We start from the raw sequence: 12,444 nt of genomic DNA, 5'->3' as shown, positions 1-12,444 counted from the left end.
GATGGCTCTCTCTTTCTAGTTTTTCTCTCTTAAAGTCACTTTTTTTGCCGCCTGTCTCCGCTTCGTGTCAGACATGGCAGAATAGTGTTTTCTTGTAGTATTCACATCGTTATGCCCCAGGACTTCGGCCACCAGGTAAATATCATCGGTTTCCTCATAGAGAGCTGTACCATATGTACTCCTAAGTTTATGAGGAGTGATCTTTTTCAGCGGCGTCACCTGTTTTGCATATTTTTTTACAAGGTTCTGCACAGCCTGAACCCCGATCCGTTTCCTCTGCATGGAGTAAAACAAAGCATTCTCATGCCCTTCCCGGGGGATTATTTTGCTCCGGGAGCCTTCGATGTACTGAATTAGTGCGTCTGCCACTTCCTCCCCGAAATAAACGGTCATTTCTTTCCGGCCTTTTCTAATCAGGTGAAGTCCGTTGTTCTTAAAATCCACATCGTTCATATCCAGTCCTACCAGCTCTGAAACACGGATTCCGGTTCCGAGAAGCAGGGTTATAATAGCCAGATCCCGTTCTTTTGTTTTTTCATAGTACATCCGTTTCTGTCCGGTTAAATTATCGCCGCCTCTCTCGATAAAGTCCAGCAGGGAGGCAACCTCATCCGCCTCCAGACGGATGATCTCCTTTTCATGGATCCTTGGCATATCCACCAGCAGAGTTGGGTTTGTCTTGATCAGCTGACGTTTATAATAATAGGCATAAAACGTTCTCAAAGAGGACATTTTGCGGAAAATTCCCCGTTCTGTGTTCTGCATCCGTTTGTCATCGGACACATAGGTTTTTAAATACTCCATATATTCTTCCAGGTCCACTGATTCAATCCTATCCAAATCTTCAGGTTTGAAATCCAGTACCGTATAATTTTTGTATACTGGGTTTTCATCCATCAGAAAGTGGAAAAACACCCGCAGGTCGTACGCATATGCGATCCGGGTCCGTACCTGGGTCGTGGTATCGATCGCCCGGAAAAATTCCTTTGAAAAAGGAGGCAGTGTCCGGATCAGTTCTCTTAGCTTTAAGGTCTGCTGCACGCTCAGTTCATCGTAATAAGATTGAGGTTTCATAATGTCTTTAAACTCCTTTCCGTGTCAAGCGTTCTGAAAATTATTATAGCACAAACAGGACAAGCCCGCTTCAACAACATAAAAAGACCCAAGTACAGTCGATCATGCTATACTTGGGTCGGAAAAGACGATATATAACTGGTGACGGCTATACATGAGTCTCGTTATTTAAGACAAGCCAAATGATCAGAGACAGCGGATCATATCTCTTGTGATCTCCTCCAGAGAATTTGCACCGCACATGGCCATGGTATCCTGAAACTCTGCTCCTATTTTCTCAATATATGTATGGACACCCTCTGCTCCGCCTCCATACACGGCGGTCACAAACGGACGGCATATGATGACCCCGTCTGCCCCTAATGCCAGTGCCTTGAAGATATCGGCTCCGGAACGCAGTCCGCTGTCAACCAGGATCTTTATAGAGCCGTCTAACGCTTCTGCGATTTCCTCCAGCACTTCTGCCGTGGCCGGGCACTGATCCAGAACACGCCCTCCGTGATTGGACACAACGATGGCTGAGGCACCCGCCTCCTTCGCTTTTAGCGCACCCTTGACCGTCATGACACCCTTTACGATGAAAGGAAGTCCGGCTTCTTTAATGATCTCTGTCAATTCTTCCGTCGATTTTCTTCCGGCGGGAGGCGTCATATTTTTTAAGAAAGGAAGCCCGGCTGCGTCCACGTCCATAGCCACCGCAAAGGCACCGCAGCTGTGAACCTGAGAAAGCTTCTCCCGTACCGTCTCCAGATTCCATGGTTTTACTGTGGGCACACCCATGCCGCCGGCTGCCTTGATGGCCTGAGTGGCTGCTGTCATCACTTCCGGATTGACTCCGTCACCGGTAAAAGCGGCAATCCCCGCCTGTGCACAGGCCGAGACCAGGACCTCATTGTAGGACACATCTGTGTATTTATCACCATAGTGAAGATTTACAGCGCCTACGGGACCGGCAAAAAACGGATAACGGAATGTCTGTCCAAATAACTCAAGTGCGGTGCTCACCGGCTGGTTTTCAGACAGGGTATCCATATTTACCCGTATCTCCTGCCATTTCTGGTAATTGCGGATAGCTGTGTCCCCTGATCCTTTTGCTCCCGGTCCAGGGATCTGGCTGCCGCAGGCTTTTCCGTTGCACACAGGACAGGCCTTGCAGTAGGCCCCCATACAGGTTCTGGCTGAAGCCAGCAATTCTTCATAAGTCATATGCTCCTCCAATCTGTATTTAAAATGTGATACCATTTTATCATCAGGCACAGGAAAAGGCAATCAACTCTCTGCGAAGGCTGAAAGCCATAAAAACAGTGACCGCAGCTGCCAGGATGATAGGAAGAAAACAGATCCCCTGTCTGCAGGTGCCCAGGATAAAACCCTCTTTTGCCTTTCCAAGGGCGAGGTAAAGGGAGGAATACACTGTATAACACCCAAACACAAAAAATGACAGTCCGTTTGTCCTCAGTGCTTTCCGTCCCACATCGATCATGACAAGGTCATCCTTTGTAAACTGGGATATGGTGGATGCGGAAAACAGGGCAACGGATAAACCAAAGATGACACAGAAAACGGTTGACCATAGGACCATGGTCCGGATAGCCTCATGCAGGAGGTCATACTTTTGTCCTCCCTCTGATTTAAATCGTTATCTTTTCGCTTTTCTGTATCCTGCCTGCTGTGCTTCCTTTTCACTCTGGAACTTCACAAGATACTTAGAGGATTTCATTTTTTCATAATCTCTCTGCCCAGGACAGTGATAAACTTTGGACCTGGAATTACCGCAGATATAACTTGAGGTACTTTCATGACTGCTTTTTTCGGAAGATGTTCTCTTTTGGCCGGATACCGCTTTTGATGCCGTGCTCTCACCTGTTTTGTAGTCAATGGATATACCTGGCTGCACATTATATACAAAGACATTAAACTCTATTGCTTTTCCTTTATCCTCCACAGATTTCGCTTCCATCTGAACACCTTTTGCTACCAGATCCTTCTTTTCATAGACCGGAGTGACCCGGTACAGAACATGGTTTCCGGTTTCCTTTACGTAGTCGGCCACCATGTCTTCAAACGGCAGCATTCCGTCCACGTTCATGGCTCTGGTTCCTGTGATGAGATTCTTTTCATTTGCATTTTCTCCGGTGAGCTGATAACCGATCAGATGGCAGCGGTTATAGAGATACTTGCCGTCTACACTGCTGTATTTAACGGTATGCCACCCCGTGGGTTTCACCATTCCGATGGCTCCGCGCTTTTTTGTGGGCATGATGTCTTTTCCGATGTTTGCTTCGGCTGTGCCGCATCTGCCCAGAGAATCCAGTTTACTGTAGGACTCGTAGGATTTGGATTTTAAATCCTTTGAAGAAAAATCAGGGCTGTTGTTATTTAGCTCCACATACATTTTGCCTGAATAGTCGGGGATATTGTCTATGGACACATTCTGTGTTTCGGTCTTTACCGTCATTTTGACAGCTGAACCGGATTTGTCAGCTGCCTGGCACGCTCCGAGGCTGAGTGCCAGGATCAGGGTCAACAGTGCGGCTGAGATTCTATTTCGCAGTTTCATAGTGATGTTTCTCCTTTGTATATCTTTTTTTGGTGATATGATGGGTGGATCCTTCAAACTCCTCTGTTTCTTCCAGATGCCATGCCGACAGATCCAGGTCAAAATACAAGTCTGCCGGATAGATCTTATTCCAGCGGAATAGGATCAATTCTTCAATACGGTCTTCATATTCCTTTACCGGACAGTCTTCCACCAGACAGTAATCCCCGGTGTCTGCCTTTTCTAAGAAATCATCGCAGACCACAGCATTTGGGATATCTTTATAGAGCTCATAGGTGTAAGAGTTCATATATACTCTGGAGCCTTTTACCATGTCTTTCATAAAAGCCCTGAGCCCACGGTCCTGGCTCTGCCTTCTGCAATGGAATAATAGGCCGTTTTTGTCATCCAGACAGGTGATCAGTTTCATGACAGGTTCTCTCCTTTCTCTCTAGGCAGCTTCTTCCCTTGTGACCTTGGTGATCCACTTCCAGCGGTGCAGCCTTATGAATACAGGGATTGCCTTATAAAGCTGATCCCATTTCAGGAGGAAGAAGACAATGATCGGGGACAGATGCAGGACAAAGGCGGCAAAGATAGAAATCGGCAGCAAGATCAGCCACATGCTGATCAGGTTCATTTTCATGCTGAAGCTGGTGTTGCCTCCTCCGCGGATAATACCGTTGTCGCAGGACATCTGATATGCGGTCCCAACAGTTGTCACCGACAGTATTGCCATAAACTGCATGGAAAGTGCCTTTGCCTGCGGGGAGATCTGATACAGGGACAGGACCGGTTCACGGATCAGGAAAATGGCCAGTCCCGATAAAATGCCGATGGACAGGAATAAAATCTCCAGGGTTTTTACCATAGGTTTTATATTCTTTTCTTTTCCCTCCCCGATGGTCCATCCGATCATGATCCCTGAGGCGCTGGCAGAGCCGTAGACCACCACCGTGATGATCTGAAATACAATGGTGGCAATAGAGTTGGCCGCAATGGCCGGGGCTCCTAAATGGCCGAGCACCCCGGTCTGCGCCATCTGGGCAAGGCCCCATTGTGCCTGGCTTGTGAGTACCGGAAGTGCGGTCCTTTTATAGTCTCTGATGTACGACCGGTCGATGAATACCAGCTTTTTTAAGGTCAGGTTCAGGGAATGTTCCTTGTATTTTAAATACCAGATCACGATCAAAAGTTCCACCGTGCGTGAACAGAGCGTCGCAACGGCTGCGCCCCGGATACCCAGCTCCGGAAATCCAAAATTGCCGTAGATCAGGCATGAGTTCAGGATAATATTCAGGATCAGCGTAGATGCTGAGATGATATATCCTATTTTAACGATCCCGACGGATCTCAGGGATGCCGTCAAAATATTAGTCACTGTAAACATCAGGTAGGTAAAACAAATAATCTGCAGATACTTCACTCCTTCTGCAATGACAGCGGCGTCATTGGTGAGAAGGCCCAGGATCTGTCCTGGGAAGAACAGAATCAGCAGAAACATGACCGCAGCAATACCGCCGCCGAAGCGCACTGCGGTCCCGATGGTATGTACGATGGGCTCAAACCTGCCTTTTCCGAAATACTGAGTTCCCATGACCACTGCCCCTTCCGAGGCACCCACCACCAGCATCTGTAAAAAAAACTGAATCTGGTTGCACAGGGCCGAGCCGGACAGAGCCGTCTCACTGTAGGAACCAAGCATCAGGTTATCCGCCAGATTGACGCCGTAGGTGAGCAGATTTTGCAATGCCAGCGATAACGTCAGCAGAGCAAAGGTTTTATAAAAAGATTTTTCAGATATCATAATAATACTCTCATCTTTCCTTGATAATTATCTTTATTATACCAAAAAGCAATCAAGATATCTTCATTATTTTGTATAAATTTAAATTATTTGATAGTCTCATTATAATGAATGGATAGAAAAATGATCCATGATAACGTCTCATGGATCATTTATTCTGCTTGTCTTACTTTTGAAAAGAGTATTAACATTTTCAAAGAAAGCTTATTTTTAAATTATCCCAGCTTACCAGTCTTTCCAGTTCCGCTTTTGCAGATTGAAATGTACCGTGTGCATAATAGCCAAGTGTCATGGTTATGTTAGCGTGTCCCATGAGATATTGCAGAGTATTAGGGTTCATTCCTTTGTTTTCCATATTCGTACAATAGGTATGTCTGAATGAGGTGTGATGTTCGGTAACTTGTTCTTTAGTATTCTTTGGAGTGCTTGATAAGCTCTTTCTGCCAATGGAAGTTCTCGTTTTCCGTTCTTTGTTTTTGGAGTATCAATATAGTAGCCGATTTCGCTATCTCTTAATAGCTGGTGGTCTATATTGAGTATTCTGTTCTGCATATCAATATGCGTTGTCAATCCACAAAATTCAGAAATATGAAGTCCCGTTTCTAACAGAAGCACAACCGGTGAAAGCGGTATGCTTTCATGTAAAAGCAGGGTGCAGAGCAGGAAAGAGGGGATTGAACAAATCATGCTCTACGTTACTGCTTGTTATTCTTCTTCAATTTCTAAGGCAATATCAAACCCTAAAATCATTTTGATAAGTGCTTCTCGGATAAGTCCTTTTAACTCCATATCTACAACAATATAAACATTACCGTATTCATCATAGAGTGGACGCAAACAGCACTTTGATATGAATTGTGTCGGTTTTGAAAAACTCCACTTCTGAAAATATTCTGTTTTTTTGCAATCTCGGTGTCACTCATGTCCAAGAAATAGTACATCAGTAAATTTTCACAGTTACGTTCGGACAGCTTTTTCAAGGCTTCTGCCAATTCATCATCACAAATACGAATATCATTACCGCCTTTCCGTTATGACGTGAAAAGTGTTTATCCCTCTTTCCGCACCATATAGGGAATGGCAGGTATGATTTGTTAAGTTGAAACCAGAAAAAATCGAAAAAACTTTTTAATAAAATGAAAACAGCCCGTGTGAATGTAAGTACACAAACAGACTGCTTTGTAAATGTTATTGATATGAATTTTAAATTCTTGTAAAGGGTATAATGATTGTAATACTGGACTGAAATATTTCTTCAGTTGATTCCATGATTTAGTTACCATGTTCAATATATCGGTTGATGAATATTTCTATCCGCCAGAGAAAGTTGGCAAAAGCACAGCTCGCCGTCAGATAGAAACATCACTTGATTTATTGAGTGATAACGAATTAAAAATTATTCAAGGTACGATTGACGGTATCTTGAACAGCAGGGAGAATAAGAAGTAATCAGCTTCTTATTTTCCCTATTTTCCTTTTAGCGATGTTTCTTTAAGAATTATTTGTTAATGTGCTTTGCAGGAAACAAATAAGAGCCGACAATCTACAAGTTACATTAACCTATAAATTATCGGCTCTGCGTCTTTGCGTCTGGCTCTTGATTTACACTCGATAAGGATAAAAATAGATATGTATCGGCAGGAGCATAGATTTTCTCCTGCCACGCCTATATTTAGGCGGTTTGACGTGTAGTACGCTTCATATTTCGGACAATTGTACGCAAGAGAATATCGCCAAAGCTTCCAGCGTTTCTCTTTCTTCTCTACAAAAGCTGTTCCGGTATGTCTTCGACCATAGTGTCAACGAGCATATTACCAAGAGAAAAATGACACTTGCTGCGGAAGAATTGCTTTCTGGAACTGCTTCTGTGGCAGAGTTAGCAATGAAATACGGATATAGTTCCACAGAGCCCTTCAGCCGGGCTTTCCGCAAGGTGAACTGCTGATATGATTGGATTATACATAATCAATGATGAGTAAGGAATATGAATTTATAAAAGATTGTGGTTGCTTTTTTATTGTAACAATAAATGGTGATTTTCCAGCTTGCAGACCATTTGGTGCAATAATTCTTCAAACAGTTTTCTACTGCTCCGTGCCGCAGATATCGGATTTGACAGCAGCAATACCATCCCGCTTTACTTCATCTATAACCTGACGGCTTCTCTTTTGGCGATTCCTTGTGCAAACCTGTCTTTCTGATTTTTGTAATTTATGGCGTGTTTACTGCCATGACAGCAGGTGTGGAACGGGCATTCATCGCGGAAATTGCTCCGCCGCAGTTAAAGGGGACGATGCTGGGGCTGCACTCCACCCTTGCCGGGATTGCCTTGCTGCCTGCAAGGGTAATTGCTGGGCTTCTGTGGGATGGAATCGGGGCTTATGAGCCTTTTGTATACGGCAGCTTGATGTCCCTATTCTCCGCTGTCATTTTGGCAACAAAACTACGACAAACACCTAAAGCGATAAGTTGAGTTCTTTTCTATTACAAAACTAATTAAAGAAATTAAACTTTTTTCTTCGTAATCTTATAAATATATTCTTCTGGTATAGGGCGTTTATTCCCGAAGATCTTTTTAAAATTTGCCTGCACCTCCGGATCTGTGCTGTTCATAGCTTCATCAATCGTTGCTTCAATATCAGCTCGTACATCAGCATACGATAAACCGCCAGCTTTTGCACCAGCTTTCAATGCTTTTTTAATATCTCGTTTTTCAATCCTATCATTAGAACCAACTCCCTAAAATAAAGTTAATCTTCTTTTTCAAAAATTAAATCTATCTTTCGCATACAGCCTTTTGCGTCAATTTCTGTGGGTACAAACCCTGCGTAGTGATACCCCGTTTTTGCGTAACTGTCAATAATTTCTTTGTGTTTATCAGTACAAAGGAATACAACTCCTTTCGCATTATAGTTAATTTCTACATACTCATATTTTTTCATTCTTCAAAACTCCTCGTATAATAAGTTTGTAAGCAAGAAAAACAGCTTACAGACTTATTCTTTTTTTGTTAGACAGAAGGATAATTCTAAACATCCTTTCCGAAGATTCTTCTTCCATAATGCTGGCTCATCCATTCTCTGTCTATTGGTTAATAAGTTACTTTATAGTCATGGCCCCAGATGTTACAATAAGGTTCATAAGAACTGTAGCTATGGTCACTGCTTTCAAATACAAATTTATCTTTGGATTTATTGACTTTTACAAACTGGGATTGAACAAAATCGCTGCGCGATGGCCTACCAAGGCTGTGACATAGCGATTTTCTGTTTTCAAATCATTACCCTCAAAGATAAAATTATTGATGTCAATCGATAAACATATTAGAACGCAAATTATAGTGTCTGGTTCTAAAGAATTTATCTTTTTTGTAGAATTATAGCAATAAAATTCAGATAATCTCCACCGCCAGCTTCTATTGCTTTACGGTCATTTATTGCATATTCATTATTTTGCTTTATCCAATCCGACCAAACTTCCGAATTACTTTCCATTTCATATATTGAAATTAAATCTGCCTTTTTACAATGACTAATTATGTTAGACCAATATGTTATATCATGTATATAATCAAGTTCTTCTGGTGTCCATGATAACAATAACTCTTCTGGAAGTTTGTCATGGCAATCTTTCTTCATGCCAGGAACTGTGATATAAACAAACCCACCTTTCTTAACAAATGGAAGCAATTTTTCATCTAAATATATAGGGTCACGTCCAAAATAATTATATGAATCTGTACTTACTACAGCATCAAAAAACTCTTTCTCAAATTTAAGTTCATTGGCGTCAGCTTTTACAGATTTAATTTGTGCAGAAGATAATCCCATTTTTTTGAAAAATTCTTCATTTTCTTTTGGCTCACTCCATAAGTCAACTGCAAAAACAACAAATCCATATTCTTTTGCAAGAAATACAGAAGTTAAACCTTGTCCACTTCCAAGGTCACAGACAAAGCTACCAGACGGGATTTTATGATTTTGTAATAGTTCCTCTTGTAATTTTATAGGATTCGGTCCCATAATTTTTGTCTGTAAGTCGGGTGTAAAATATTTTTTACTGCGAATATATTCCATTTTCTCATCTCCGTTATTGTAATATTTTAATAGTTAATATTTGTGACTTATAACAATATTCATTTTGAGTTTCTCTGCTGAAATTAAAAAGTTATATTTGCATTTAGGACAGAATAAAGGATTATTTTACTTTCTCATTTATAATATATTTCTTGACAAATTGTTTAACGTGTGTAGTTAATTGAGTTTTTAAATCCCAACAATTTTCAACTGCATCTGCTACACTTATCCATAGAAATAATGGCGCATAATATTCAATAGCAAGCTGTTTTGTATCACACTCTTGAAGAACACCTTTTTCAATCATTTCATTAAATATATCTTCTATATAACTGATAGGACCATTTACAAGACATTTTTGATAAAGCATATTCATTTTTAAATTTCTATATTGCTCTAGTATTAACATTTTGCGAAAATTAGACGCAAATTCATCAGTCACCCAAAAATCGTATTGTGCAAGAGTAAATGTTATTAGACTTTCAATAGTTGTATTTCTGTATGCATTAGGGGTTACCTCTATTGTGCTTTCTGGTACTTGATAATCCTTAGCTCGCTTATTATCAATTTGATACATACGTTCTACGATACAGTCAAAAATATCTTGCTTATTTTTATAATGTTTATATAATGCTCCTTTTGTCATTCCCAAGGCTTCCGCAATCATACTAACAGAAACAGCCTCATAACCATTCACTGCAAATAAGTGTAGTGCAATTTTTAATATATTTTCTTTTGTGTCAGACATTTACAACCTCCTTCTTTAGTAAACGAACGTTTACTTCTGTAAACCATTATAGTAAACACTCGTTTACTTGTCAAGTAATATAAAATGTAGTGTGCCTTTGGTTCATAGGTTGATTTCTCAATCGCTGGTGCTTTGTGCCTTGCACCATATTTCCTACATACATTTCTCTATGCAAAATACTGTTGAAGAAAAGGAACGTCATTTTAGGCGTTCCATAGTCTATGAAATATTCAATTTTTTTCTTATTTCAATACTGATGTGCCGTACCATATCTTTACATATCCAGAAAACTTGCGTATCAAGGCTCATTCATTGGTAGTAAATTAATGTTTTTGTTTCCTTGAAAATGCTGATAGATACTGTGTTTTAGCGGATAATCAGATTTGTATTGCGTTTTTATACTAAAATGACATATAATTCAAAATTTTATAATATATGATGCACTAGACAAAAAAAGTCCGTGAGAATATCCCACGGACTTTCTTAGATAATAAATGATTGGAAAATGTACAGAGCAATCATAAAATATTTCTGATCACTTCTCTTTTTCTGCGATGACCTGTTCGAGCAGATCCACGGTCTGGTCAATGCCTAGAAGACTGCTGTTGATACAAAAATCGTAGGCTTTGGCATCGCCCCATTTGTTTGAGCTGTAGTAATTATAATAGCTGGCCCTCTGTTTATCCTTCTTTAGAAGAGCTTCCTTGCTTTTGGCTTTCGGGATCTCGTATACTTCTTCGATCCGTTTGATCCTGTCTTCAAAAGGAGCGTGGATAAAAATACTCAGGCAGTTATCAAAATCCTCCAGTGCATAGTCGGCACATCTTCCGACAAAAACACATGGACCTTTGCTGGCTATGTCCTTGATGGTGTCAAATGCGGCCAGAAATACTTTGTGGTTCAGCGGAAGGTCAAAGGAATTGGCGTTATATCCTAAAGAATATGGGTCCATGACAAGGGAATATAAAAAGCTCGTGGTCGGCTTCTCATCAAAGCTTTCAAAAATCTCCTCACAGATTCCGCTTTCCTTTGCCGCAACTTTTAATAACTCCCCGTCATAAAAAGGAATATTCAGATCCTCTGCAAGCTTTTTCCCTATCAAATGTCCGCCGCTTCCGTACTGTCTTTCAATCGTAATAATCGTTTTTGTAGCCATATGAACCGCTCCCTTCTTTTCAGTAACTTCATTTAAGTTACATCCATTATACCGCATCTTTGGAAAAAAGTACACCCAGGGGCATACCGTATTTTATACCGTTTCTACTACATAAGCCCTTCTTTTTTTACCCATTCTCTGGCAAAATCAGCATCTTCCTTCATCTGTTTTGACAGACGCTCCAATGAATCAAACTTCATTTCCGGACGCTTAAAGCAGAGAAGCTCCACAGAAATAGGTTTGTGATAAATATTTTTATCAAAATCCAGGATATAGGTTTCCACGCCCATATGTTTCTTACCTTCAATGGTCGGTTTTACTCCGATATTGCTGATCCCGTAATAGACCTGATCCTTGATGGTGATCCTGGAAACATAGACTCCGTTGGGCGGAAGCAGCTTTTCAGGATTCGGGATCTGATTGGCAGTGGGAATTCCCAGAACATCCTTGCCCATATGGTTTCCCTTTACAACAGGACCGTAGACGAGGAACGGGGAGGTAAGAAGGCGGTTGGCTTCTTCAATCCTGGCTTCTTTGAGCAGACTGCGGACACGGCTGCTGGAGACAATGCCGCCGTTTAATTCAAGCTTTGGAATCACGATCAGTTTAAAATCATACTCTCTCTGCATTTCCTTTAAGAGCTCCACGTTGCCCTGTCGTTTATAACCAAAGCCGCAGTCATCCCCTACCACAAGAATCTTCATTCCGACCTTTTTGATCAGTATTTCAGTGACAAAATCCCTCGGGGAGAGCTTGGAGAATTCTTTGGTAAAAGGATGTTCGATCAGAACATCCAGTCCTTTTTTTGCAAGTAAACGCTCTTTTTCCTCTTTGGAATAGATCATATGATAGTTTTCTGACTTCAGGGTATTGACCGGGGGACGGTCAAAAGAAAAGACAACCGTTTGATATCCCTGTTTTTTGTATTTCAGCAGCTCGTCAAAAATAAGCTGATGTCCTTTGTGCAGTCCGTCAAATTTTCCAAGCGCTACCACAGAGTTATGAAATTGAAAGTTCTCCGTTTGATGTATGTATTCCATAGTG

At 41.3% G+C, this 12,444-nt stretch carries 14 protein-coding genes and 5 pseudogenes; 3 read left to right on the top strand and 16 right to left on the bottom strand.

Annotated features, from left to right (window positions below; all coding sequences use genetic code 11):
- Window positions 1-15 precede the first annotated feature (15 nt).
- The 9 genes and pseudogenes from CI597_RS07745 to CI597_RS18435 form a co-directional block, all read right to left on the bottom strand.
- Window positions 16-1,074, bottom strand: a complete 1,059-nt coding sequence (locus CI597_RS07745; RefSeq protein ID WP_024727543.1) for a tyrosine-type recombinase/integrase — start codon at window positions 1,072-1,074, stop codon at window positions 16-18.
- Between the two features lie 186 nt (window positions 1,075-1,260).
- Complete coding sequence (locus CI597_RS07740; RefSeq protein WP_024727544.1) at window positions 1,261-2,280, bottom strand: alpha-hydroxy-acid oxidizing protein; 1,020 nt, start codon at window positions 2,278-2,280, stop codon at window positions 1,261-1,263.
- A gap of 43 nt (window positions 2,281-2,323) precedes the next feature.
- A pseudogene (locus CI597_RS07735) lies at window positions 2,324-2,704 on the bottom strand (MATE family efflux transporter); the annotation flags it as partial.
- A gap of 9 nt (window positions 2,705-2,713) precedes the next feature.
- The gene (locus CI597_RS07730; protein ID WP_024727546.1) at window positions 2,714-3,634 is read right to left on the bottom strand and encodes a DNA/RNA non-specific endonuclease; all 921 of its coding nucleotides are present in this window, start codon (window positions 3,632-3,634) and stop codon (window positions 2,714-2,716) included.
- On the bottom strand, window positions 3,618-4,043 hold the full coding sequence (locus CI597_RS07725) for a hypothetical protein (RefSeq protein WP_024727547.1): 426 nt from the start codon (window positions 4,041-4,043) through the stop codon (window positions 3,618-3,620). The genes CI597_RS07730 and CI597_RS07725 overlap by 17 nt, the downstream gene beginning before the upstream one ends.
- A gap of 21 nt (window positions 4,044-4,064) precedes the next feature.
- A complete protein-coding gene (locus CI597_RS07720) occupies window positions 4,065-5,420 on the bottom strand; it encodes an MATE family efflux transporter (RefSeq protein ID WP_034549364.1) in 1,356 nt (451 codons plus the stop codon).
- A 193-nt stretch (window positions 5,421-5,613) separates the two neighbouring features.
- Window positions 5,614-6,107, bottom strand: a pseudogene (locus CI597_RS07715) (site-specific integrase).
- A gap of 18 nt (window positions 6,108-6,125) precedes the next feature.
- Window positions 6,126-6,272: a helix-turn-helix domain-containing protein gene (locus CI597_RS07710; RefSeq protein WP_081723830.1), complete on the bottom strand. Its 147-nt coding sequence runs from the start codon at window positions 6,270-6,272 to the stop codon at window positions 6,126-6,128.
- Window positions 6,212-6,442, bottom strand: a pseudogene (locus CI597_RS18435) (hypothetical protein); the annotation flags it as partial. The pseudogene CI597_RS18435 and the gene CI597_RS07710, both read right to left, overlap by 61 nt.
- A gap of 241 nt (window positions 6,443-6,683) precedes the next feature.
- Here CI597_RS18435 and CI597_RS18935 point away from each other — a divergent pair.
- The 3 genes and pseudogenes from CI597_RS18935 to CI597_RS07690 form a co-directional block, all read left to right on the top strand.
- A pseudogene (locus CI597_RS18935) lies at window positions 6,684-6,869 on the top strand (transcriptional regulator); the annotation flags it as partial.
- 232 nt (window positions 6,870-7,101) lie between these two features.
- Complete coding sequence (locus tag CI597_RS19715; protein WP_158221711.1) at window positions 7,102-7,365, top strand: helix-turn-helix transcriptional regulator; 264 nt, start codon at window positions 7,102-7,104, stop codon at window positions 7,363-7,365.
- A gap of 285 nt (window positions 7,366-7,650) precedes the next feature.
- The gene (locus CI597_RS07690) at window positions 7,651-7,893 is read left to right on the top strand and encodes an MFS transporter (RefSeq protein ID WP_143266066.1); all 243 of its coding nucleotides are present in this window, start codon (window positions 7,651-7,653) and stop codon (window positions 7,891-7,893) included.
- A gap of 32 nt (window positions 7,894-7,925) precedes the next feature.
- Here the strand turns inward: CI597_RS07690 and CI597_RS07685 are convergent, their stop codons facing one another.
- From CI597_RS07685 to CI597_RS07655, 7 genes and pseudogenes are all read right to left on the bottom strand, one after another.
- Window positions 7,926-8,138 carry a hypothetical protein gene (locus tag CI597_RS07685; protein WP_034549366.1) on the bottom strand — a complete coding sequence of 71 codons (213 nt, stop codon included), beginning with the start codon at window positions 8,136-8,138 and terminating at the stop codon, window positions 7,926-7,928.
- Window positions 8,139-8,170: 32 nt separating this feature from the next.
- A complete protein-coding gene (locus tag CI597_RS07680) occupies window positions 8,171-8,362 on the bottom strand; it encodes a DUF4177 domain-containing protein (protein ID WP_003434344.1) in 192 nt (63 codons plus the stop codon).
- A 417-nt stretch (window positions 8,363-8,779) separates the two neighbouring features.
- On the bottom strand, window positions 8,780-9,496 hold the full coding sequence (locus CI597_RS07675; protein WP_024727552.1) for an SAM-dependent methyltransferase: 717 nt from the start codon (window positions 9,494-9,496) through the stop codon (window positions 8,780-8,782).
- A 33-nt stretch (window positions 9,497-9,529) separates the two neighbouring features.
- Window positions 9,530-9,589, bottom strand: a pseudogene (locus CI597_RS19710) (hypothetical protein); the annotation flags it as partial.
- Window positions 9,590-9,617: 28 nt separating this feature from the next.
- Window positions 9,618-10,244, bottom strand: a complete 627-nt coding sequence (locus CI597_RS07665) for a TetR/AcrR family transcriptional regulator (protein WP_024727553.1) — start codon at window positions 10,242-10,244, stop codon at window positions 9,618-9,620.
- Window positions 10,245-10,779: 535 nt separating this feature from the next.
- Window positions 10,780-11,400, bottom strand: a complete 621-nt coding sequence (locus CI597_RS07660) for an AAA family ATPase (protein WP_024727554.1) — start codon at window positions 11,398-11,400, stop codon at window positions 10,780-10,782.
- A 107-nt stretch (window positions 11,401-11,507) separates the two neighbouring features.
- Window positions 11,508-12,440: a bifunctional riboflavin kinase/FAD synthetase gene (locus CI597_RS07655; RefSeq protein WP_024727555.1), complete on the bottom strand. Its 933-nt coding sequence runs from the start codon at window positions 12,438-12,440 to the stop codon at window positions 11,508-11,510.
- Window positions 12,441-12,444 lie beyond the last annotated feature (4 nt).

It is taken from the genome of Anaerostipes hominis (ex Lee et al. 2021) (assembly GCF_002270485.1).
GTDB lineage: Bacteria > Bacillota > Clostridia > Lachnospirales > Lachnospiraceae > Anaerostipes > Anaerostipes hominis.
This window is presented reverse-complemented; position numbering and strand designations above follow the sequence as displayed.